The sequence below is a fragment of the Flavobacteriales bacterium genome (genome assembly GCA_029248105.1).
Lineage (GTDB): Bacteria > Bacteroidota > Bacteroidia > Flavobacteriales > UBA7312 > UBA8444.
The window spans coordinates 47,670-70,751 of record JAQWJZ010000027.1; the positions used below are offsets into that span (position 1 = coordinate 47,670).

At 36.1% G+C, this 23,082-nt stretch carries 23 protein-coding genes; 5 read left to right on the plus strand and 18 right to left on the minus strand.

What is annotated here, in order from left to right; genetic code table 11:
• Positions 1–2 precede the first annotated feature (2 nt).
• The 11 genes from P8I29_04875 to mraZ are packed head-to-tail and all read right to left on the minus strand — an operon-like array spanning position 3 to position 12,150.
• Positions 3–728, minus strand: a complete 726-nt coding sequence (locus tag P8I29_04875) for a hypothetical protein (protein ID MDG1917135.1) — start codon at positions 726–728, stop codon at positions 3–5.
• On the minus strand, positions 715–2,118 hold the full coding sequence (murC, locus tag P8I29_04880) for a UDP-N-acetylmuramate--L-alanine ligase (GenBank protein MDG1917136.1): 1,404 nt from the start codon (positions 2,116–2,118) through the stop codon (positions 715–717). The genes P8I29_04875 and murC overlap by 14 nt, the downstream gene beginning before the upstream one ends.
• Positions 2,115–3,215 (minus strand): undecaprenyldiphospho-muramoylpentapeptide beta-N-acetylglucosaminyltransferase, encoded by a 1,101-nt coding sequence (gene murG / locus P8I29_04885; protein MDG1917137.1) that lies wholly within the window; start codon positions 3,213–3,215, stop codon positions 2,115–2,117. The genes murC and murG overlap by 4 nt, the downstream gene beginning before the upstream one ends.
• Positions 3,205–4,371 (minus strand): FtsW/RodA/SpoVE family cell cycle protein, encoded by a 1,167-nt coding sequence (locus tag P8I29_04890; GenBank protein MDG1917138.1) that lies wholly within the window; start codon positions 4,369–4,371, stop codon positions 3,205–3,207. Before P8I29_04890 ends, murG begins: the two co-directional genes overlap by 11 nt.
• The gene (gene murD, locus P8I29_04895) at positions 4,372–5,697 is read right to left on the minus strand and encodes a UDP-N-acetylmuramoyl-L-alanine--D-glutamate ligase (GenBank protein ID MDG1917139.1); all 1,326 of its coding nucleotides are present in this window, start codon (positions 5,695–5,697) and stop codon (positions 4,372–4,374) included. It abuts the gene before it with no gap.
• The gene (gene mraY, locus P8I29_04900; protein MDG1917140.1) at positions 5,697–6,908 is read right to left on the minus strand and encodes a phospho-N-acetylmuramoyl-pentapeptide-transferase; all 1,212 of its coding nucleotides are present in this window, start codon (positions 6,906–6,908) and stop codon (positions 5,697–5,699) included. The genes murD and mraY overlap by 1 nt, the downstream gene beginning before the upstream one ends.
• A complete protein-coding gene (locus P8I29_04905; protein ID MDG1917141.1) occupies positions 6,908–8,368 on the minus strand; it encodes a UDP-N-acetylmuramoyl-L-alanyl-D-glutamate--2,6-diaminopimelate ligase in 1,461 nt (486 codons plus the stop codon). The genes mraY and P8I29_04905 overlap by 1 nt, the downstream gene beginning before the upstream one ends.
• Positions 8,365–10,449, minus strand: coding sequence for a penicillin-binding protein (locus P8I29_04910; protein ID MDG1917142.1), 2,085 nt, complete (start codon positions 10,447–10,449; stop codon positions 8,365–8,367). Before P8I29_04910 ends, P8I29_04905 begins: the two co-directional genes overlap by 4 nt.
• Positions 10,449–10,793, minus strand: coding sequence for an FtsL-like putative cell division protein (locus P8I29_04915; protein MDG1917143.1), 345 nt, complete (start codon positions 10,791–10,793; stop codon positions 10,449–10,451). The genes P8I29_04910 and P8I29_04915 overlap by 1 nt, the downstream gene beginning before the upstream one ends.
• Positions 10,790–11,689, minus strand: a complete 900-nt coding sequence (rsmH, locus tag P8I29_04920) for a 16S rRNA (cytosine(1402)-N(4))-methyltransferase RsmH (GenBank protein ID MDG1917144.1) — start codon at positions 11,687–11,689, stop codon at positions 10,790–10,792. Before rsmH ends, P8I29_04915 begins: the two co-directional genes overlap by 4 nt.
• Entirely contained in the window at positions 11,689–12,150 is a 462-nt protein-coding gene (mraZ, locus tag P8I29_04925) for a division/cell wall cluster transcriptional repressor MraZ (protein ID MDG1917145.1), read from the minus strand. The genes rsmH and mraZ overlap by 1 nt, the downstream gene beginning before the upstream one ends.
• A 174-nt stretch (positions 12,151–12,324) precedes the next feature.
• Here mraZ and P8I29_04930 point away from each other — a divergent pair, with 174 nt between their 5' ends.
• Positions 12,325–13,089: an alpha/beta hydrolase gene (locus tag P8I29_04930; protein ID MDG1917146.1), complete on the plus strand. Its 765-nt coding sequence runs from the start codon at positions 12,325–12,327 to the stop codon at positions 13,087–13,089.
• 8 nt (positions 13,090–13,097) lie between these two features.
• Positions 13,098–13,697, plus strand: coding sequence for a ribosome biogenesis GTP-binding protein YihA/YsxC (yihA, locus tag P8I29_04935; GenBank protein MDG1917147.1), 600 nt, complete (start codon positions 13,098–13,100; stop codon positions 13,695–13,697).
• Here the strand turns inward: yihA and gldC are convergent.
• Together gldC and P8I29_04945 are read right to left on the minus strand one after the other, a co-directional pair.
• Positions 13,694–14,020, minus strand: a complete 327-nt coding sequence (gene gldC / locus P8I29_04940) for a gliding motility protein GldC (protein ID MDG1917148.1) — start codon at positions 14,018–14,020, stop codon at positions 13,694–13,696. The two genes, yihA and gldC, sit on opposite strands and share 4 nt — an antisense overlap.
• Positions 14,020–14,988: a hypothetical protein gene (locus P8I29_04945; protein ID MDG1917149.1), complete on the minus strand. Its 969-nt coding sequence runs from the start codon at positions 14,986–14,988 to the stop codon at positions 14,020–14,022. The genes gldC and P8I29_04945 overlap by 1 nt, the downstream gene beginning before the upstream one ends.
• 35 nt (positions 14,989–15,023) lie before the next feature.
• On the opposite strand from P8I29_04945, the gene nadE reads away from it, so the two are divergent.
• Genes nadE through P8I29_04960 form a run of 3 tightly spaced genes read left to right on the plus strand, consistent with a single transcriptional unit; the run spans position 15,024 to position 18,395 of the window.
• Positions 15,024–15,803 (plus strand): NAD(+) synthase, encoded by a 780-nt coding sequence (gene nadE / locus P8I29_04950; protein MDG1917150.1) that lies wholly within the window; start codon positions 15,024–15,026, stop codon positions 15,801–15,803.
• 30 nt (positions 15,804–15,833) lie between these two features.
• Positions 15,834–16,043: a carboxypeptidase-like regulatory domain-containing protein gene (locus P8I29_04955; protein MDG1917151.1), complete on the plus strand. Its 210-nt coding sequence runs from the start codon at positions 15,834–15,836 to the stop codon at positions 16,041–16,043.
• A 12-nt stretch (positions 16,044–16,055) separates the two neighbouring features.
• On the plus strand, positions 16,056–18,395 hold the full coding sequence (locus tag P8I29_04960) for a DUF5686 family protein (protein MDG1917152.1): 2,340 nt from the start codon (positions 16,056–16,058) through the stop codon (positions 18,393–18,395).
• Here P8I29_04960 and P8I29_04965 read toward each other — a convergent pair.
• Genes P8I29_04965 through P8I29_04985 form a run of 5 tightly spaced genes read right to left on the minus strand, consistent with a single transcriptional unit; the run spans position 18,392 to position 22,972 of the window.
• The gene (locus P8I29_04965) at positions 18,392–19,393 is read right to left on the minus strand and encodes a 2-oxoacid:ferredoxin oxidoreductase subunit beta (GenBank protein MDG1917153.1); all 1,002 of its coding nucleotides are present in this window, start codon (positions 19,391–19,393) and stop codon (positions 18,392–18,394) included. The two genes, P8I29_04960 and P8I29_04965, sit on opposite strands and share 4 nt — an antisense overlap.
• Complete coding sequence (locus tag P8I29_04970; protein ID MDG1917154.1) at positions 19,383–21,221, minus strand: 2-oxoacid:acceptor oxidoreductase subunit alpha; 1,839 nt, start codon at positions 21,219–21,221, stop codon at positions 19,383–19,385. The genes P8I29_04965 and P8I29_04970 overlap by 11 nt, the downstream gene beginning before the upstream one ends.
• On the minus strand, positions 21,221–21,481 hold the full coding sequence (locus tag P8I29_04975; protein ID MDG1917155.1) for a NifU family protein: 261 nt from the start codon (positions 21,479–21,481) through the stop codon (positions 21,221–21,223). The genes P8I29_04970 and P8I29_04975 overlap by 1 nt, the downstream gene beginning before the upstream one ends.
• Before the next feature lie 2 nt (positions 21,482–21,483).
• On the minus strand, positions 21,484–22,608 hold the full coding sequence (locus tag P8I29_04980) for an Mrp/NBP35 family ATP-binding protein (GenBank protein ID MDG1917156.1): 1,125 nt from the start codon (positions 22,606–22,608) through the stop codon (positions 21,484–21,486).
• Positions 22,609–22,648: 40 nt separating this feature from the next.
• A complete protein-coding gene (locus tag P8I29_04985) occupies positions 22,649–22,972 on the minus strand; it encodes an MGMT family protein (protein MDG1917157.1) in 324 nt (107 codons plus the stop codon).
• Between the last annotated feature and the right edge of the window lie 110 nt (positions 22,973–23,082).

Genomic DNA, 23,082 nt, shown 5'->3' on the forward strand with positions numbered 1-23,082 from the left:
AATTATCTTTTTACACAAACAATTTGATTCCTAAACTTTAAGTTGATTTCTTTATAATTATTCCAACCCACTTGATTAACTCCTTGCTCATAAAACAAATACAGTTTTCTGAATTTGTCTTTATAATTTTCGACATCACCAAGTAAAATGGTGTGATTTCCAACTCTAGGTATAAGCTCTATTTCCTTATTCTCTTTAAAGTAAATTTGAACAATTTGAGATTGCCATAATGAGTCTGATGAGATATAATTTGCTAGTATAAGCGCATTAGAAAAATCTACACTATCTTCTATATTCCCATTAGCAATAAGCAGATGCTCGGTGTAATTTGTTGACAAACTAAACATAGAACCATTGGCGTCCATATAAAAATCTTCACTTCCTTCTGGGCTTACCCTTACAACAGCTTTTTTCTGATTTACTTCTACATGAAGCATCCCTTCCATGTCTATAAAGACCTCAGCATTTTTGACATTTTTTAATCCTTCAATTTTACGTTCAATATCAAAGATTGGGATTGCATTGACCAACTTGCCCACGATAGTATCTTGAATGGATTCCATAAGTAGAATTATTTCTCCTCGAGTTATTAGCGATATGTTTTCATCAGCTAACTCAATTCGATAGTCTACACATCGTTTTTCACTATGGCGTTGATTCGTAAAGCCTAATAGAAAAATTAAGCCTACAACAAATAATATTTGTGATATTATCTTAACCCATTTCATTGACGTAACATTTTTTAATTGGTTCAACGAATTGGTCTATATCTCCTGCCCCAAGCGTTAGTAACAGTTCTCTTTTCGGGTTGATTAATTCTTCAACTAAATCGACTTTACTAACGAGAGATTTTTCACACTCTGAGATTTTATCTAGAAGCATTTTTGAATCTACCCCTTCAATAGGTAATTCTCTAGCTGGGTAAATATCTAACAACAACACCTCGTCTGCTAATGATAACGCATCGCCAAATTCGGAAGCAAAATCTCGTGTTCTGGAATATAAATGAGGCTGAAATACTACCGTTATCTTTTTATTTGGAAATAACTCTTTGGTAGCTATTAGCGTTGCTTTAATTTCTTCTGGGTGATGAGCGTAGTCGTCGATATATACATATTTACCTTTAGCATGTAGATCATATCTTCTTTTTACGCCTTTAAAATCGGCTATTGCAGATTTTATATTTTGCGGATTCGCCCCTAATGAAGATGCTACAACAATTGCCGCCAAGGCATTTTCCACATTATGTTTTCCAGGCAATTGGAGCTGAACATCTTTTAACTCATATTCATATACTTGACCAGGCATTAAATCTTTGATATTAGCATCAAATTGCTGAGCTCCATTCTCTATACATAAATTAATAGCAAAGTTGTCTGCTCTTAAAGATGCGGAATAGGTCATCAGACTAATATCCTCAGGGCAATCAAAATCTATATTTATGGATTTGTTTACTAAAAGAAGACCATTAGGCTTAGTATTCTTAGCAAACATTTTAAATGTATTCTGCATATCCTCTGCATTTTCATAAATGTCTAAATGGTCAGGATCAACAGAGGTAATTATTGTAATATCTGGAGAAAGCTTTAAAAAAGATCTATCGTATTCATCAGCTTCAACAACGACAATATTACCAGATTCTGATAACAATAGATTAGAATTATAATTACTACTAATTCCTCCTAAAAAGGCGGTGCAGTATATATCTGAATACTTTAATATATGTGCCAAAATACATGAGGTAGTTGTTTTACCATGTGTTCCTGCAACAGCAATAGTGTAGGCATCTTCTGTAATAAGACCTAACAACTCTGCTCGTTTCAAAACGATCCACTTATGAGAAGAAAATGGTGTTAATTGCGGACTACTTAAACTTACGGCCGGAGTATATACAATAAGTACTGACTGAAAGTCGGAGTCAAGGATTTCTTGTGGTATATAATTCTCATCAAAATGTAAGTTAATACCCTCGTCAGTTAGTGCTTGAGTAATTGTGGAGGGGGTTTTATCATAACCACTTACTTTCTTACCCTTTGCATTAAAGTAACGTGCCAAGGCAGACATTCCGATACCGCCTATTCCAACGAAATAAATATGTTCAACTAACTTAATATTCATTTTTCTTGCACTAATTTTAAAACCTCATCTACAATGAGAGCCGATGAGTTAGGCATAGCTAACTTTTTAATATTTTCTCCTAAACTTTTTTGACCACCATTGTCACTTAACAATCCGAAAATAGCGGCACCTAATTTTTCTTTGGCTTCAATATCTTTCACCATCAGAGCGGCATTTTTATTTATCAAGGCCATGGCATTTTTTGTTTGATGGTCTTCAGCCACATTGGGCGAAGGGACTAATATTGCAGGTTTCCCTATCAAACATAGCTCTGAAATTGTACTTGCTCCAGCTCTCGATATAATTATATCAGCAACACTATATGCTAAGTCCATATCGTAAATGAAAGCATGGGCCTGAACATTGGATAAACTATGGCATATTTCCTTAGCTTTCTTTTCATAGGACAAGCCTGTTTGCCATATAACTTGAATATTGTTTTTCTCAAACTCTTGGGCAAGAGATGCTATCGATTGATTGATTGTCCTTGCTCCTAAACTACCTCCAACAACTAATACCGTAGGTCGCTTATCGTTCAGATTAAATTGCTGAATAGCTTGGTGCTTTTTAGAAGCTGATGCAAGTAAATCTTGACGAACAGGATTGCCTAATAGCATTAGCTTATCTTTTGGAAAAAAGCGTTGCATATTGTCGTATGCTACACATATCTTCTGAACAGATTTTGACAATAGCCTATTGGTTATACCTGGATATGAATTTTGCTCTTGTATAAGTGCTGGTATTGAAAGTTTCGATGCCGCAAATAAGAGTGGTCCACTTGCATAGCCTCCAGTACCAACAACCACGGAGGGTTTGTATTTTTTTACTATCCAATAGGACTTCCAAAGACTTGATATTAATTTGAATGGGAACAATAAGTTTCTTGTGTCTTTCCAATTTCTTTGGAGTCCACTTATATTTAAACCCTGGATTGAATACCCTGCTTTAGGAACCTTCTCCATTTCCATACGCCCTTTTGCACCAACAAATAGTATATCTATGTCCTTAACTCTTTGTTTCAGTTCATTGGCAATAGAAATCGCTGGGAAGATATGCCCTCCAGTACCGCCACCACTTATGATTACTCTAATTGACATTGGCACTTATTTTAGAAACGTTAACACTTCGACTAGTACTTAGGATAATTCCTAAGGAAACACATGTGAATATGACCGAAACACCACCCATACTAATAAGGGGTAAGGTTTGACCTGTAACAGGAAAAAAATCAACTGCCACAGCCATATTTATAAAAGCTTGTAGAACTAAAGATATGCTTAGTCCTACTCCTAAATAAGCTGCTAATGGATCATTAGCTAGATTAAAAATCCGTTTACCACGAAGCAATAGCACTACATAAGCAAAGACTACTGTAAATCCGCCTAAGACCCCCCATTCTTCAATGAGTATAGCATAAACATAATCCGAATTGGGTAATGGTAAAACATTACGTTGAGTACTTTTTCCAGGACCTCTGCCTTTAATACCGCCATTCACTATGGCTATTTTAGCATGAGCTACTTGATAAAATTCATCGCTATTTACGGACTTATCTTCAGAAAAATTCTTCACCCTATTGACCCACGTTTGAGCTCTAGGGAATGTTTTTTTCAAGGCAGGAACTGTTAAGGATAAACTGATTACAAGAACGCCTAATGTGAGAATACTTGCTAGAAGAAGTGCTAAATATTTAAAGGGAACACCCCCCAAGTATAACAACATAATACCAGCCAAAAATATCATTGCGGCAGTAGAAAGGTTGGCAGGAAAGATAATTGCACAAACCAAGATTAAAGGCGCAAATAATTTCAATGAAACTTTCTTTAAATCATTAAGATCTTTCTGGCTTCTTACCAACTGACGAGCTAGAAATACTGTAATTGCAATTTTTCCTATTTCAAATGTGTTGATAGGCATATCTGCAATAGTTATCCAACGGTTGGCATCGTTTAGAGATGTTCCAAAAGCTACTGTATATAAAAGTATAGGAATGGCAATGATAAAACCTAACTGCCCTAAGCGAGAGAAATATTTATGGGGCACCTTGTGAACAAAATACATCAATACAAGTCCAACAATTAAAAACTTGAAATGTTTGAAAAACAAATGCCATGTATTACCTCCATACGAAGTATATGCTAAACCACCTGTTGCACTATATACTACTACAATAGATACAATAAACAGAAAAAATACAACTGCCCAAATGCGAGTATCGCCCTCTAAGTTTATGTATTCTTTTAGCTTATTCATTTATAAACTTCTTACAGATGATTTGAATTCATAGCCTCTGTGCTCATAATTTTCAAACAAATCAAAACTAGCACAGGCTGGTGAAAGTAAAACAGCATCTCCTTTTTTAGCATGAGAATAGGATTGATTAACGGCCTCATCCATTGATGAAGCGAAAGTCATCTCAATACTTAAGTTTTCAAATGCCGATTTTATAGACTCTATATTTTCTCCTAAGCAAACAATTGCTTTTACCTTTTCTTTAATTAAAGGGATAAGAGATGTATAATCATTGCCTTTGTCAACTCCACCAACGATCCAGATGGTGTTTTTGGTCATACTCTCTAAAGCATACCAAGTCGAATTTACATTGGTAGCCTTTGAGTCGTTAATGAACTCAATACCATGTACCTTAATGACTCTTTCAAGACGATGTTCTACGTTCTTAAAATCAATAAGACTTTCTCTTATTAAATCTTTGTTTAAATCTAAAATTCGTGCTGAAATAGCTGCAGCCATAGAATTGTAGATGTTGTGTTTGCCTTGTAAGGCTAATTGTTGAATATTCATACTAAATGATTCTTGGTTAATATTTATTTCTAACTCATCTTTACTTAAACAAGCTCCTTTAATCTGGTTTTCTTTAATGGAAAAAGGCAACCTTTGAGCTTGAGTGTTTAAATGCGTTGTTAAATTTAAATCGTCTGAACAGTAGATTAAATAATCCTCTGAACTTTGATTCATTGTTATTCTCATTTTCGACTGAATGTAGTTTTCCATTTTATTGGCATACCGATCCAAATGGTCTGGCGTGATATTTAATAAAATGGCGATGTTAGGCTTGAAACTTTGTATTCCATCAAGCTGAAAACTACTTAACTCCAAAACATAAATGTCATGTGACTCCTTAGCAACTTGCAGTGCAAAGCTTTCACCAACATTTCCGGCGACCCCAACATTTAACCCTGCTTTTTTGAGCATATGACCCACTAACAAGGTGGTGGTTGTTTTGCCATTACTACCTGTAATCCCAATAATAATAGCGTTGGTATATCGTGCAGCAAATTCAATTTCTGAAATGATTGGTATTGAGGCATTTTTTAAATCTAATATCAAAGGAATAGTATCTGGTATACCAGGGCTTTTGACAATTAAATCTGCTTTGAAAAAACGCTCCTCGGAATGTGTTTCTTCCTCCCATTCAATCGCATTATGTGTAAGAACATTTTTGTATTTCTCTTTAATCTTTCCTATGTCAGAAAGAAATACGTCAAATCCTTTTTGTTGCGCTAAGATTGCTGCTCCACAGCCACTTTCTCCACCTCCTAGCACAACTATTTTTTCCATTATCGCAGTTTTAAAGTGACAATGGTTAGAACGGCTAACATGACTCCAACAATCCAAAAGCGAGTCACGATTTTACTTTCGTGCATTCCTAACTTTTGAAAATGATGATGTAATGGTGCCATCTTGAAAATTCGACGACCTTCGCCAAATTTCTTTTTGGTGTATTTGAAATAACCGACTTGCAGCATTACTGACAAATTCTCTACTAAGAATACGCCACACAAGACAGGTATTAATAATTCTTTTCTGATAGCAATTGCAAAAACCGCAATTATTCCTCCTAGTGCTAGACTACCTGTATCACCCATAAATACTTGTGCAGGGTAAGAGTTATACCATAGGAAACCTACACAAGCACCAACAAAGGCTGCCATATAAATTACTAGCTCTCCCGAGTTAGGTAAATACATGATGTTGAGATAATCGGCAAAAAATACATTACCAGACACATAGGCTAATATGCCTAAGGTGGCACCTATTATTGCTGAGGTTCCGGTTGCTAAACCATCTAAACCATCTGTCATGTTTGCACCATTACTAACAGCAGTAACTACAAAAATGACCATCAGCACAAAGATTATCCATGAATATTTTACAGCACCATCGCCTAACCAGCTGAGTAAAGTCGTATAGTCAAATTCATTGTTTTTCACAAAAGGAATGGTTGTTTTTAAAGATTTTGTTTCCTCTCCAAAAACAATTTCAGTATTGGAATTGGCATGTCTTACTTCTTCTTTAATGGTTATCCCATCGTGGAAGTACATCGTTAGGGCAATGATTAGTCCCAAGCCTACTTGTCCTATAATTTTGAATCTTCCTGCTAATCCTTCTTTATCTTTTTTAAAGACTTTAATGTAATCATCTATGAAGCCTATAAGGCCTAGCCACACCGTTGAGATTATCATTATGATTACATAAATATTAGAAAGCTTAGCAAATAAAAGTGTGGGTAATAATATTGCCGCGAGGATAATCAAACCTCCCATCGTTGGCGTTCCTTTCTTCTGTGCTTCACCCTCTAAGCCAAGCGTTCTAACTTCTTCGCCAATTTGTTTGTTTCTAATAAGGTTGATAATCTTTCCTCCAAAAACCATAGACACTAATAATGAGGTAATCACGGCTAATGCTGCTCTAAAAGAAATGTATTGAAACACACCTGCCCCAGGTAATTGATAAACGGATTCTAAATATTCAAATAAGTAATAAATCATTATTTTCTAAGTAGGTTAAATGTGTTTTTTAATTCTTCTTTGTCATCGAAAGGAAACTTCTCGCCATCGACTTCTTGATATTTTTCATGTCCTTTTCCCGCTATAAGAATGATATCTCCATCATTGGCTAAAGAACAAGCCGTCTTGATGGCCTCTTTTCTATCAGAAATGGTTAATACTTTCTTTTGATTTTTGGAATCTACACCTTGAGCGATATCTTTCAATATAGCCTCTGGTTTTTCAGTACGAGGATTATCACTTGTTATAATTATCCTATCGCTAAGTTCTGAGGCAATCTGCCCCATTTTCGGACGTTTAGTTTTATCTCTATCGCCTCCACAGCCAAATACAGTAATTAATTGCTGCTCATTTTTAATCTCGTTAATAGTACGGATAACATTGAGCAAAGCATCTGGAGTGTGAGCATAATCTACTATACCTACACAGCCTTCGCTAGATCTAAAAACCTCGAATCTACCTTCTGCGCTATTCAAAACACTAAGACTAGTGAGCGCTTGTAAATTATCTTCTCCCAAAAGGGTAGCCGTAGCATAAATGGCTAATAGGTTGTAAGCATTAAACTCACCGATAAGCTTAGTCCATACTTCCTTACCTTCCACATTTAAAAGCATTCCATCAAATTGATGCTCAATGATTTTGGCTTTGAAATCAGCTGAGGACTTTAGAGCGTAACTGTATGTTTTAGCGTCACAATGGTGTAACATATTTAAGCCATGTCTATCGTCTTTATTTACCAAAGCAAATGCATTGGTCGGAAGGCTATCGAATAGTGCTTTTTTTGCTAATATGTAATCATCAAAAGTCTTATGATAATCTAGATGATCATGTGAAATATTTGTAAAAACGGCTCCTGTAAAATGCAATCCAGATATTCTATTTTGGTGTATAGCATGAGAACTCGCTTCCATAAAACAAAACTTACAATCCTCATTAACCATTTCTGATAATAGCTTGTTGATGCTTAAAGCATCTGGTGTAGTATGTGTAGATGGAATTTCGTTAAACCCAATCTTATTGACTATGGTTGATAAAACACCTGACTTTACCCCTAGCGATTGATAAAACTGATGCAACAAACTAACTATGGAGGTTTTTCCGTTAGTCCCTGTCACAGCAACAAGCTTTAATTTATCTGAAGGATTATCGTAAAAGTTTGAAGCAATTAAACCTAAGGCTTTCGAACTATCCTTAACTCTTATATATGTAATGCCATCGGGCTTCGTAAGGGGTAGCTCTTCTGCTAGAATAGCCACAGCTCCTTTCTCAATGGCCTGACTTATATATTCATGACCATCACTAAGAGTACCTTTAATTGCTATAAATAAAGCGTCTTTCGATACCTTTCTTGAATCGAAACAAACATTGGGTATTGCTTTATGAGTCGAACCAGCAACTTCAAGTATTTCTACTTTAAACAATATGTCTTGTAATAACTTCATGACAGTACAATTGTTAAGTTTTGACCTCTTCTTATCTGTGCACCTTTAGTGATTGATTGTTCTTTTACACTCCCTCGACCAGAGTAATTGACCTTTAATCCATAATTCTCTAAAAGAAATAGCACATCGTTTAATCCCATTCCTTTGATATTGGGCATTTTATTTTTTTCTAAATCCCGTGTAATATTTCTAGTTTGTAGTTGTACTTCTTCCTTTTTAGATTTAGTAAGTACCCACTGGGCCATATTATCATCGCTAGAAATGGGAACATCTAAAACGTTAAATACAGTTGTTAAATGTTTTTTATAACCATCTTTTGAAACAGGTATTTGATGTTTTTTCAAAGTGTCTTCTTCATATACACTTAAGTCGGTATTCATTACATAATCCGATATTTTTCTGAACACTGGAGCCGCAACATCACCACCATAGCTACCATTTTCTTGAGGATCATTAATCATTACAATACACGCATACTTTGGGTTGTCAGCAGGAAAATAACCAACGAATGACGCTAAGTGTCTTTGGTTGTTGTAGCTACCATCAACAATGAGCTGAGCAGTCCCTGTCTTTCCTGCAATCTTGTATTGCTTAGACTTAATGCTTCTTGCGGTACCATCTTCTACCACACCCTCCAGTATTTTTTTCACCTTATGAATAGTCGTCATTGAACAAATGGATGGGTTCAGAACTTCAGGGCTAAAGTTTTTTTCTACAATTCCATTTGATATAATAGACTTGACAAATAGGGGTTTCATGCGTTGGCCGTCATTGGCAATAGCCGCATAAAAACTGAGAATTTGCAAAGGTGTCATCTTAATTCCGTAGCCAATAGACATCCAAGGTAGAGTAATACCTGACCAATTTGAAGATTGTTTTGGATGTCTTATATCAGGCTTTACCTCTCCTGATAATGCAATATTTAAAGGCTCATTAAGCCCCATACTATAGAGTCTATCAACGAATTGTGAGGGCTTACTCTTGTAATGCTTGTTTATCAACTTGGAAATACCAACATTAGAAGATTTTGTAAAAGATGTTTCCAGAGAAATCACCCCGTATCCTCCCTTTTTAGAGTCACGCATCACTCTATCGTAAAAGCTATATTCTCCGCCTGTAGTATTAACAGAATCATCTAATTGAAGATAACCATCTTCTAAACCAGCAATGACAGAGGCTAATTTAAAAGTTGACCCCGGCTCTACACTTCTACCAATAGCAAAATTGTAAAATTCACTATACTTATCATCTTCAACTTTTTTCAAATTGACAATAGACTTAATCTCGCCTGTCGCAACTTCCATAAGAATAGTTGTACCGAAATCAGCGTTGTGAAAAGACAATCTATCAAAGAGAGCCTTATGGGCAATGTCTTGAAAACGAATATCAATAGTTGTTATAACATCTTTGCCAGGCGAAGACTCTCTTTCTCTTATTGGCATCCATTCGTTTCCTGCCAACCTTTGTTCTAGTCTTTCCCCATCTTTCCCTTTTAAATCATAATTAAAAGCCCCCTCGATGCCTACAGATTTAGATTGCTTTTTATGGTATCCTATTGTTCTTCCTGCCAATAACTGAAATGGCTTTTGACGGATATTCAATTGCTTATACTGAAAACCGCCTCTATACCTTCCTTCTCTAAAAATAGGAAAACGCTTTAAGGCTTTAAGGTCATTGAAATTTACCTTTCTTTTGATAAGAGCATATCTACTTTGCTTTTTCCATATTTTTCTTAGATACATAGAATATTCAAAAGCTGCCTTATCCTCAAAAAGCTCTGACAATAGCACAGATAATTCTTCGACTTCAGAGAGAAATAATTCTTTATCCACTTGCTTGGCGTCCCAACGTATTTCGTACTCTGGTATAGAAGTTGCTAAGAGAGACAAATCGTCAGCATAAATATTTCCTCGAGATGCTGGAACACTTACTGTACGGGTTACATTGTACTTATCGGTATTCCATAAATGGGATTCAAAAAACTGTGTGTAAAGAGGTTGAATGATAATAACAAGTGCCAACAAAATCATAAAAAGGTATATAGCAACAGCTCGTCTTTTTATGTTTTTAGAATGTTTCATTAGTTGGCACGGATTATAAATGGTTGGGATTGGCTTTGCTCTAATCCTTGACTAGCTACTAATGCTTGTACTTCCGTTTGCTTACTTTGAAACATCAATAAAGACTTGGTAGTAATATATTCTGAACGCAAGTCTTTAAGCTCTCTTTCTAATGATGAAACTGTTCTAACATATCCTTCGGCATTATATGAATTGTTGATATATAACACTAAAAGGAAGCAGATATACAGAGAGAAAGGAAGCAATTCAAACAACCCTTTTTCGAGAACCTTGCCACTAAGTAAATCGGAAAGACTATTTTGAAACCCTTTCTTAGCCTGATATGTATGTTTCAAATCTTTCATGCTATTTTTTCTCCTACTCTTAATTTCGCGCTTCTTGAGCGAGGGTTTCCGTCAATTTCTTCTTGAGATGCGGTAATGGGCTTTCTGTTTATGGACTTAAGAGTCAAGTTCGGAACACCGTATAAATCCTTTTCTATTTCTCCTTCAAAATTTCCTGATTTAATGAGGTTTTTGACTAACCTATCTTCTAGCGAGTGGTAAGATATAACAGACAGTCTCCCCCCTTTTTTAAGCAAATCAACAGATTGAATTAACATCTCTTTCAGCGCATTTATTTCGTCGTTTACTTCTATGCGAATTGCTTGAAACAGTTGAGCTAAAATTTTATTTTTCTTGTGAGGTGGAACATGATTTTTAACCGCTTCTTTTAAATCTTCCGTGGTTTCAATTTCTTTTTCTTCTCGAAAACTTACAATAGATTTTGCTAGAGAATAGGCATTATTCAACTCTCCAAATTGTCTGAAAATTCTACTTAAATCATTAACATCATATTCATTGACTATGGTCTTGGCAGAAGTGTTTTGCTGCCTATTCATTCGCATATCCAGCTCTCCTTCTTCACGTATAGAAAATCCACGTTCAGCAGTATCGAACTGATGAGAAGACACTCCCAAATCCGCAAGAATGCCATCAACTTCGTTAATGCCCTCTAGTCGTAACCATTTTTTAATAAATCTAAAATTCTGAGCAATCAAGACTAATCGATTATCCTCAATACGATTTTGCTGCGCATCGCTATCTTGATCGAAAGCAAATAGCTTACCATTTTCTAATTGGTCTAAGATTGATTTTGAATGTCCGCCACCGCCGAAGGTGACATCTACATAAGTGCCGTTGGGGTCAATGGAAAGGCCAGCTATTGATTCGTCTAATAAAACTGCCTTGTGATATGCCATTAGTCTTCGTTTTGAATGTTGCCCATTACTTCTTCTGCTAAATCTGCAAAGTCAGATGTTGCATCTTTGAGGACTTGCTCGTAGCGGTCTTTATCCCATACTTCTATCATATTTACCGAACAAGAAATGACTACATTTTTAGAAATATTGGCAAATGCTATAAGGTCTTTTGGAATTTGTAGTCGAGCATTTGAATCTGTTTCCAACATCTTAACACCAGCAGTAAACAAGCGAATGAAGTCATTATTTTTCTTTACAAATCGATTTAACTTATTGACCTCGGCCATCAGAACATTCCACTCACTCATGGGGTGAATCTCTAGACAATTGCTAAACACAGAGCGCTTGAGCACAAAGCCTTCGCCTATTATCGGCGATAGCTGCTTCTTCAATACCGCAGGAAGCATCAATCTCCCTTTAGCATCAATCTTGCATTCGTATGTTCCAATTAGGTTAATCATCTAAATCGTATGTAAGCTGTAAATATATGGAATTTTGCTCCACATTTTACCACATTTTACCACATTGTTGATAACTCTTCACACTTTTATCTAAAAAACCTGTTTTCATCTGATTGCAATCTATTTGGTTGAGGGTATTATTTTTTGCGTATTTTTGTGCAAAATTTAATCTGGATGATTTTAGAAACGATTAAAGAAGGTGGCTATGAATATGTGGAAGTTGGTGAAGGCCCTGTAATTGTTTTACTTCATGGTTTAATGGGAGGCTTGGACAATTTTGAGAGTGTCATTCCTAAACTCGTTGATAGCGGATACAAGGTTATTGGACCGGTATTGCCTCTATTTGAAAAGCCTATTCTTAAAACAAGTATCAAGCATTTTTCGGACTACGTTTATACGTTTTTAAAGCATAAACAAATTGACAATGTTTCTTTGTTTGGAAACTCTTTAGGCGGTCATATTTCTTTGGTGTTTGCAAAAGATCATCCTGAGATAGTCAACGGCTTAGTACTTACAGGATCTTCTGGTCTTTACGAAAACTCTATGGGCGATACTTTTCCTAGAAGAGGTGACTATGACTATATCCGAACTAAAACTGAGGAAGTCTTCTATGATCCAAAAATGGCGACCAAAAGCTTGGTCGATACGGTCTTTGAAATCGCAAACAATAGAAATTCTGTCATTCGTTTATTGACTATGGCGAAGTCAGCCATTCGTCACAATATGAGTAAAGACATTCCGCACTTAGACTTTCCGGTTTGCCTAATATGGGGTAAGCAAGACAACGTTACACCACCTCATGTAGCTGAAGAGTTTCATAGTCTTTTCCAACGCTCAGACCTTTATTGGATAGACAAGTGCGGACACTCTCCAATGTGGGAACATCCCGAAGAATTTTCTAAAATTCTTTGCAATTGGCTAAAGACCAATATCAAATAAAATTTCACATGCGCATCAAACAAGCTGAGTTTGTAATCAGTAACACGGACATTAAAAAATGCCCTAAAGCAGATATGCCAGAGTATGCCTTTATTGGACGTTCAAATGTGGGCAAGTCTTCATTAATCAACATGCTTACTGAAAGAAAAAGCTTAGCTAAAGTTTCGGGCAAACCAGGAAAAACACAACTTATTAATCACTTTCTGATAAATAAGCTTTGGTACTTAGTAGATTTGCCAGGATATGGCTATGCAAGTGTATCAAAGACGCAACGCCATGAGTTCTCTCAATTTATTAAAGAATACTTATTGAAAAGGGAAAGCCTGATGTGCTTGTTTGTACTATTAGACTCTAGGCTCAAGCCCCAAGCCATCGATTTGGAGTTTATGCAATGGCTAGGTGAAAATGGCATACCTTTTGTTATTTGCTTCACTAAGCAAGACAAGCTTTCTAAAAAAGAAAGTGCCGAAAATCTGAACCATTATAAAAAAGAATTATTAAAAAACTGGGAAGAATTACCTCAGATATTTTTAAGCTCTGCAACCAAAAAAAGTGGTCAAGAAGAAATTCTAAACTTTATTGGCGAAACCAACAAATTATACGTTTAGCGAAGTAATTTTTCGGCAAAGTGATGACAAAAATCACGCATATCAGCAGCCATTTTGTCTTCATTTGTTGCTCTTTCCAAAGTATCAGCCATAGAAACTAAAGTTTGATGAAAAAAATGTTTCATTTCGTCGGTACGCATTTCTTTAGTCCACAAATCTATACGTAATGTGTCTTTAGATTTGTTGTCCCAGAAAGATAAAAAAGCGGCTTTACACTCGCTTAATTCTTGTCCACCGTCAGATGCTTCCCAAAATAATTTTTCGGGAATATTATTGTCATCTAACTCTACATTGATTCTTATTTGAGATTCTTTTGCACTCATTATGGTTTGTATTTAGAATTATTTAAGATGTATTGAGCATCTTGAATTTGAAACAACTGTTCAATAGTAACTTTAGGATTGTTTTGCATAAACTCATCAACGATGTTCCACCCAATCCATAAAGACACCTGGCCCGGAGACTCTAAGGGCATGCCTTTAGAATATGGAGCAGGATTCATATATTTAGCTATGATTGACTGATCGTTAGAATATAACAAACCCTCTTCAATTAGGAATTTCCAAATGGAAAATTCACTACCCTCACTCCATTCCATTTGTTGCTCTGTAAAACCCATTATTATATGAGGTGGGGCATCGACTAAAAATTCGTTCAAGGCATATTTTATTTTCCCATAATGAATCATTTGAGATAAAAAGTTATCAAATTGAACTGGGAACTCTGCTTTTAACCAACCATTTACAGCTACACTAGCAAGGTAATCAGACTGAAATTGCTGGTGCATATACTTTGGGAACTTATGTATGATATTAGAATAATGAGCGTCATTGCCTAAGAACATTTCTAAGCCAATAGCTAAGGTGCTATCTGTTGCAATAGCGACATAATTGAAACCACCAAAAAAGGTTACAATTACAGGAACTACTTTGTTAGGGAAAGCGTTGTGGTAATGATAGTAAGCTCTAGACAATTCTTTTTCATATGGCTTAAAATCGGCATAAACTTGAACGACCTCTTTGAAAGGTTTAGCAAAATCTTTTTCTTCTTGAAATGCTTGTAGTGAATCTGAAAAAGCCTCTTCTGAAAGAGGTATAATGTTTTGGGTATAAATTTCCCAGAAATAGCCGTATTCATCCGCATAATCAGAATAAATTGCTGTTTGCGGATCAACACTATAAATACTATCCAAACGTTTTACTTCAACCTCAAAATTAGATGACTCATCGCCTATACAGGCAAACAATTGAAAAATTAAAATAAAGAGGAAATAATAGGCCGTCTTTTTCATGCTGTAAAATTACGATTTATTACCTTTGTACTGCTATGCAAACAAAAGAATGCGTTGAACATATTTGCCAATGGTTGTCTGACTACCTTAACAATTCAAAAACAAAAGGCTTTGTGGTTGGTATTTCGGGAGGCATTGACTCAGCAGTAACCTCTACTTTAGCTGCTAAAACAGGTCAAAAAGTACTGTGCTTAGAGATGCCCATTCATCAAGAAAGCAATCAAGTTAATAGAGCGAAAGAACATATACAGTGGCTCAAAAATAATTTCAAAAATGTTGACTCTATTTGTGTAAACCTAGATCATACCTATAATAGATTTGTGCAAACTATCAGCAATGAAACTAATAGCAACAATCATGAAATGGCTTTAGTAAATTCAAGAGCTAGACTTCGAATGACAACTCTTTATTATTATGCTCAACTTAACAATTACTTAGTTGTTGGCACAGGCAACAAAGTAGAAGATTTTGGCATTGGTTTTTATACTAAATACGGTGATGGAGGAGTAGATTTAAGTCCTATTGCGGATTTACTAAAATCTGAAGTCTTTGAAATCGGCAAAGAACTTGGCGTAACAAACTCTATTCTTACAGCTGCACCTACTGATGGCTTATGGGGAGACGACAGAACAGACGAGGATCAGATTGGCGCGAGCTATCCTGAATTAGAATGGGCGATGAGCTACGATGGAAATGACCACAATCTGAATAAACGACAACAAGAGGTCTTAGATATTTATAAGTCCCTAAATAAAGCCAATAAACATAAGATGATACCGATTCCTATTTGTAAAATCCCTAATCATTTGAAATGATGAAATAGATTCCTTAAAAGCCTCCTTCAAATGAAAAAACACCAAATCAAATCCTCTATAATTGTACTTCTATTTTTTGGAATTAGCATTTTTCAGCTTAAAGCACAAACAACCAAAGTAAAAGGCAAAGTGACAGATGAGTCAAATGCCCCTATGCCATTCGTGAACATCAATTTTATCAACTCTAACATAGGTACAACAACCGACTTCGATGGTGTATATTCCTTAGAAACAAAATAGGCGACAGATAGTTTGTCAGCCTCTTTTTTAGGTTACCAAAAAGACGTCCGAAAAATCACTAAGAATAAAAGTCAGACTATCCATTTCAAATTAAAAACTTCTTCTGTTAAAATTAATACGGTCAATATATTAGAAAAGAAAAAAGCAAAGTATAAAAACGAAAGCAGCCCTGCGGTGTCATTGATTAGAAAGATCATAGAACACAAAGACAACAACCACGAACAGACCTTGAGTTATTACGAATACGACAAATACGAAAAGGTAGAATTTGATTTGAACAATTTTTCTGAAAAAATCGTTGACAATAAACTAACCAAAAACTTTCAATTTGTATTTGAAAGTTATGTGGATACGTCAGAAATAAACGGCAAACCATTTATCCCGTTTTTCATAAGAGAAAATATTTCAAAAGTGTATTACAGAAAAAACCCAGATAGTCAAAAAGAGTATATACTAGGTACAAAAATGAGAGGTCACCTAAACCGATTGGATAGTGATGGCATTGGTCATTTCATGAAAAAACTGTATTCAGACATTAATATTTACGACAATCAGATTATACTTTTTGGCAATCATTTTCCTAGCCCTATAAATTCAATAGCCCCCAACATCTATAAATTCTTCATTATTGACACATTGGCTGTCGATGGTATAGACTGCATTAATTTAGGGTTTTCTCCTCGTTCAAAATCTGATTTTGCCTTTACGGGCAATTTATTCATTTTAAACGATGGCACTTTTGCTATTCGTAAAGTAGAAATGGGCATTAATAAAAACATAAATCTAAACTTTGTAAATGACCTCCGTATTCAACAGGACTATACAAAAGTGGATAAAAAGAAGTGGCTACTAAAGAGAGATAACATATTTATAGATTATAGCTTTTCAGAAAAACAAACGGGCATATTGGGCAAAAAGACCGTTTCTTGTCAAAACTATATTATTGATAAAGCTAGACATGACTCTATCTATTCAGCAAAGGGACATGTAATTAGGCTAAACGATAAACTAGCAACTAACGCTTATTGGGAGCAAAACAGGCACGAAAAACTCAACGAGAATGAAGAAGGCATCTACACTATGATAGATAGCATTCAAAACATAAGAACATTTAAAATTATTTCTGAAGCTGCTTCGATTCTCACTTCAGGCTGGATTGATTGCAATTGGTATGAACTAGGAACCGTGGCAACTTTCGTGAGCTGGAATGAAATAGAAGGATTAAAACTAAGAATAGGTGGTAGAACAACCACTAAATTCAACGAGAAATTTCAGCTAAAAGGTCATATTGCAATAGGCTTGGGCGATTTAAGAATTAAGTACCTAAGCGGCATAAATTATTCGTTAAATGACAATTATCTAAAAAATCCACAACACCAATTTTACGCCTCGTTATCAAGGAGGACTTTGTTCCCTGGTCAATTTTTAGAAAAATTAGACCACGACAATTTCTTACTTTCCTTTAACCCTGGTATTTCTGATAAGATGTTACTTATTCATAAATTTAAATTGGGATATTTAAACGAGTTTTCAAGTGGATTTTCGTTTGATTTGAAATACGAAAACAAGCGGTTGAAGCCCTTAGGAAATTTATCTTTTGAAAATGGTTTTGGGCATAAAGATTACCATATCAATACTGATGAATTTTCCGTAAAACTAAGGTACGCTCCAAACGAAAAGTTTTATCAAACGAAAAATGGTAGGCAAAGGATAACAAATAAACACCCTGTCTTTGTTCTTAAGCATACGATTGGCTTGGAGGGGTTTTTTAATGGGGAACACGATTTTTCAAAATCTACTTTTGAAATTATCAAAAGAGTATATGTTCCTCTTATGGGGCATTCCGACATGAACGTAGAGTTTGGCAAATTTTGGGGCAAGGCTCCTTTCCCTTTGCTACAAATACCTATTGCCAATCAATCTCTAGGCTATCAGAAGGAAGCCTTCAACACCATGAACTTTATGGAGTTTGTCAACGATGAATATCTGAGTGTTAAGTGGACTCATTTTTTCAAAGGAGCCATTTTCAACAAATTGCCTTTACTCAAAAATTTAAAGGTTAGGGAAGTCGTTGGCATTAAGGCCATAATGGGAAGACTAACAGACGTCAACAATCCAGAAATTGATAAATATCTCCTTAAGCTACCCACTGATTTGGATGGCAATCCCACTACACATATACTTAATGAAACACCTTATATTGAAGCGAGTGTAGGGGTAACTAATATTCTTAAATTCTTACGTGTCGATTTAGTTAAAAGACTAAATTATCTCGATGAAAAATACGAGGTAGCTTCTCTTTTTGGACAAAGGGGTTTGGGGTTACGCTTCAGTGCTAAATTCGATTTTTAATCGATGGTCCAAGTATTTGACCCTTTAAGCAAGTCGTCTAAATTACCTTTGCCTTTTTGTTCGGTAGCAGTATCAATTTGTTGTACTAAAGCATCTTCGTAGGTGTGTCTATCTTCAGAGTAAAAAACACCAAAAGGACGAGGGAACTCTGCATCAAAAAAACGGGTGAGCAAGCCTGCTTTAACTCTATCTTTTTCATCGTGAACCCAAAGGTCTTCAACTGAACAATCAGCTAATGAAACAATAACAGGCTTAAAACCGTCTAGACGAATTCCTTTTTCTTTATTTTCTCCGAATAATAAAGGCTGTCCATGTTCCAAGAATAAAGTTTGATTCATTTTGGTGGCTTTATCAGTCATTCCAAAAAAGGCCCCATCATTGAAAACATTACAATTTTGATATATTTCTAGCAAAGATGTTCCCTTATGGTCGTTGGAACGTTTGAGCATTTCTCGCATATGCTTAGGGTCTCTATCCATAGTTCGAGCTATGAAAGTAGCATCGGCTCCCATACACAACGCTAATGGATTAAAAGGATGGTCAATAGAACCCATTGGAGTAGATTTAGTCTTTTTACCCTGTTCTGAGGTGGGCGAATACTGACCTTTAGTCAATCCATAAATCTGATTATTAAATAACAGAACGTTAGTATCGAAATTCCTTCTCAAAAGATGAATCAAATGATTACCTCCAATAGATAATGAATCGCCATCGCCTGTGATTATCCAGACACTTAAATCTGGTCGTGCTGCTTTGAGCCCACTAGCTATAGCTGTTGCTCTACCATGAATAGAGTGCATACCATAAGTTTCCATATAATAAGGGAAACGAGAAGAGCATCCAATTCCTGAAATAAAAACGATATCTTCTTTAGGCACATTGATTTCTGGCATTACCGACTGTACTTGTTTAAGTATAGAATAATCACCACAACCAGGACACCAACGTACCTCTTGGTCAGAAGAAAAATCTTTAGCTGTATATACCTTATTCTCCATCGTGCAATTCAATAATTCGGTTCTTAATTTCTCTAGCTTCAAATGGTATTCCTTGAATCTTATTCATAGGGATAGCATCAATAAGGTATTTATCACGAATCAGTTTTATCAATTGACCATCATTTATTTCTGGCATCAATACCTTATCGTAGGATTGGATTAGAGTTTCTAGGTTTTTAGGAAATGGATTGATATAGCGTAAGTGAGCATGTGCTACCGAATAGCCTTCGGACAACAATTCTTTAACAGCTGTCTTTATAGCACCATAGGTTGAACCCCATGCTAAAACTAATACTTTGGCATTCTCTTTTCCAGCATCTAATTCTTGATTTGGAATGAAGTCAGCTATGCGTTCTACTTTTTGAGCTCTAGTTTTGACCATAAACTCATGGTTATTGGAGTCGTAAGAAACATTTCCTGTTTCAGCTTCTTTCTCCAAGCCACCAACTCTATGTTCTAATCCTGACATGCCAGGAATTGCCCATTCTCTAACTAATTTATGGTCTCTTTTGTAAGGGAAATAGTCGGCACTTTCTTTTTTGGTAATGGGTACGCTAATCGGTTTTAAATCTTTAGACTGAGGGAACAACCAGGGCTCTGCGCCATTGGCAATATATCCGTCAGATAAGAAGAAAACAGGTGTCATGTGTTCAATAGCAATACGACAGGCTTCAAGTGTTGCCTCAAAGCAATCAGATGGCGTACTTGCTGACACAATTGGCACAGGGGCTTCGCCATTTCTACCATACATAGCCTGAAGCAAATCGGCTTGTTCTGTTTTTGTGGGCAATCCTGTTGATGGTCCACCCCTTTGAACATTGACAATAACAAGTGGTAGCTCTAACATAAATGCTAATCCTATGGCTTCACCTTTTAAAGCTACACCAGGTCCTGAAGTTGCAGTAACACCCAATGCGCCACCAAAAGAAGCTCCTATACTTGCACTGACAGCTGCAATTTCATCTTCTGCTTGAAAAGAACGCACACCAAAATTTTTGTGCTTGGCTAACTCGTGTAAAATATCCGATGCGGGTGTTATAGGATAAGAACCATAAAATAGATTTAATCCTGACTGTTGAGAAGCCGCAATGAGTCCCATAGCTGTGGCCTGATTTCCCATTATATTACGATAAGTGCCTGAAGGCATCTTGGCCGGTTTAACCTCAAATCGACTACTTGAAATCTCACAAGTATTAGCAAAGTTATACCCCGCTTTTAACACTTTAGTATTAGCCTCTGAAACCTCAGGCTTACTTTTAAATTTCTGCTTTAGAAAATCTATGGTATGATCTAGCGAACGGTTATACATCCAATAGACAAAGCCGAGAACGAACATATTTTTGCAACGGTCTTTTTCTTTAACACCTAATGTAACGTCAACCAAACATTCACGTGTCAATTTGGTCACGTTCATTTCACTCACTCTATAATCAACAAGTGAATTATCTGTTAATGGGTTTTCATCATCAGCAAAACCAGCAAGTCTTAAATTACGTTTATCAAAACCGTCTGTGTTTAGAATAATTGCTCCACCCTTTTTCAATCGCTTAAGATTGGCTTTTAGAGCAGCTACGTTCATGACTACCAACACATCGCATTCGTCACCAGGCGTAAATATCTCGGTGCTACCAAATGAAATTTGAAAACCTGAAACACCAGCTAGTGTACCTTGTGGCGCACGTATTTCGGCAGGAAAATCAGGAAATGTACTGAGGTCGTTACCATATAAGGCTGCTGTATTCGTAAACTGTGAGCCTGTTAATTGAATACCATCTCCCGAATCACCAGCGAAGAAAATAACTACTTTTTCTACTGTTTCTTGAGTCATTAATCTTCTAATTTATCAATATCAACTACTTTTTGAACTTCAGGCAAAACCTTTTTAATAGCCTGTTCAACACCTGCTTTGAGTGTCATCATACTAACATGACAATCACTACATGCGCCAAGTAATTTTACTTTTACTATATAATCGTCGGTAACCTCAATAAGTCGAATATCGCCGCCGTCAGATTCTAAAAAAGGACGTACTTGAGCTAAGGCTTCTTCTATTTTATTAATTACTGTTGAATCTGTTATAATTCCCATTTCTAATTTGTTGAGCAACCATCAGTGTTTGTTATTTCTACACGCTTTGTTGCTTCTAATTGGTTTCTTTTATTCATTTCTTCAACTACCTTGTCAGCAAAATCTAAAAAGGCTACAGCCGCAGGTGTTGAGCCTTGCAATACGGCAGGGCGACCAGCATCGGCAGCTTCTCTTACACTTTGCACTAGTGGTATTTCAGCCAATAGAGGCAGTTCTAGTTTTTCAGCTAGTACTCTAGCTCCTTCTTGTCCAAATATATAATATTTATTGTTCGGTAATTCTTTTGGAGTGAAATACGACATGTTTTCTACTATTCCCAGAACAGGGACATTGATAGAGTCCATTTGGAACATAGCGACTCCTTTTCGAGCGTCTGCCAAAGCAATATTTTGAGGTGTACTCACCACCACTGCCGCACCAACAGGAATAGATTGTACCAAAGACAAGTGAATATCACCAGTGCCAGGTGGTAAATCAATAAGCATATAGTCTAATTCGCCCCATTCGGCATCCCATAACATTTGATTTAAAGCTTTTGACGCCATAGCACCTCGCCATACAACAGCCTGATCGGTATTGGCAAAAAATCCGATAGACAATAACTTAACGCCATAGCTTTCAACAGGTAATATTTTACGTTTACCATTCACTTCTCTGCCGTTAGGTTTAGCTTTTACAACGTCAAACATAATGGGCATTGAAGGGCCGTATATATCGGCATCTACCAATCCTACTTTGTAGCCTTTGTCGGCAAGTGCAACAGCCAAGTTGGCCGTAACGGTAGATTTTCCTACACCGCCTTTTCCCGAGGCAATAGCAATGATATTTTTAACACCAGGTATCTCGTTGCCTCGAATGATATTGGGCTTTTTCTCTGGCGCATTAATAAGTAGATTGACTTTTACATCCGCTTTTTCAAAGACATAATCGTGTATTGCTTTGATGCAATCTACCTCAACTTTTTTCTTGTATTGAAGTGTAGGGTTGTCAATCTCGATATCCAGTAAAACTTCTGTACCAAAGATTTGAATATTGCGAATAGCATTGGTCGAAACTAAGTCCTTACCACCTCCGGGAAGAGTAAATGTAGAAAGCGCTTTTAATACTTGTTCTTTTGTAATTTTCATCGGGTACAAAGATAAGTAATATCGCTCTATTTAGAATGATTCAAAGCAATTCTTTACAAGGGTTCCAAAAAACCTTTTCAAAGTCTTGAATTTGATTATCTACTAGCCGAATTCCTTCATTTTCCAATAGCTGTTGCATTAGGGTTGTATCATCAAAATGATACTTGCCTGTTAATAGCCCTTGTTTATTAACTACTCTATGAGCAGGAACTTCATAGGTATTGACCTTATTTAATGCCCAGCCGACCATTCGAGCCGAACGAGGGCTGCCCAAATATTTAGCAATAGCCCCATAGCTCGTTACTCGCCCCTCGGGAATTTGAATAACGACAGCATAGACATTTTGAAAAAAATTGGCTTTCATATTAAGCGTAAAATTATGATTAAAAAATTCTTATATTAGTAGCTCTTAAAAATATGATTTAACTATGACTTTATCCACTGCAAAATGGGTTAACATTTGGCTGTTATTCT